General features: G+C 60.6%; 1 protein-coding gene. It reads left to right on the top strand.

Features of this window, described 5'->3' with window-relative positions; translation table 11 throughout:
- The coding region (locus HMPREF3086_RS15645) for a cytochrome c oxidase subunit I (protein WP_210401886.1) at window positions 1–520 on the top strand (520 nt) is incomplete at both ends.

Raw genomic sequence — 520 nt, 5'->3', positions numbered from 1 at the left:
CACCGGCGCCGTCCTGCTGCCGTTCTTCTCCTTCATGACGTTCCTCATCGCCGTCCCGACCGGCGTGAAGTTCTTCAACTGGATCGGCACCATGTGGCGGGGCAAGATCACCTTCGAGACCCCGATGATGTTCGCCCTCGGCTTCATCATCACCTTCCTCTTCGGTGGTCTGACCGGTGTCATGATGGCCGCGGCTCCGATCGACTTCCACATCTCGGACACCTACTTCATCGTCGCCCACTTCCACTACACGCTGTTCGGCACGATCGTGTTCGCCACGTTCGCCGGTGTGTACTTCTGGTTCCCCAAGATGACGGGCCGGATGTACGACGAGACGCTGGGCAAGTGGCACTTCTGGCTGATCTTCATCGGCTTCCACACCACGTTCCTGGTTCAGCACTGGCTGGGCAACCAGGGCATGCCGCGCCGCTACGCCGACTATCTGGACACGGACAACTTCACCGTCCTCAACCAGATCTCCACGGTCGGTTCGTTCATCCTCGGCATCGCGATGCTGCCG

This window comes from Dietzia sp. HMSC21D01, assembly GCF_001815995.1.
GTDB lineage: Bacteria > Actinomycetota > Actinomycetes > Mycobacteriales > Mycobacteriaceae > Dietzia > Dietzia cinnamea.
This window is presented reverse-complemented; position numbering and strand designations above follow the sequence as displayed.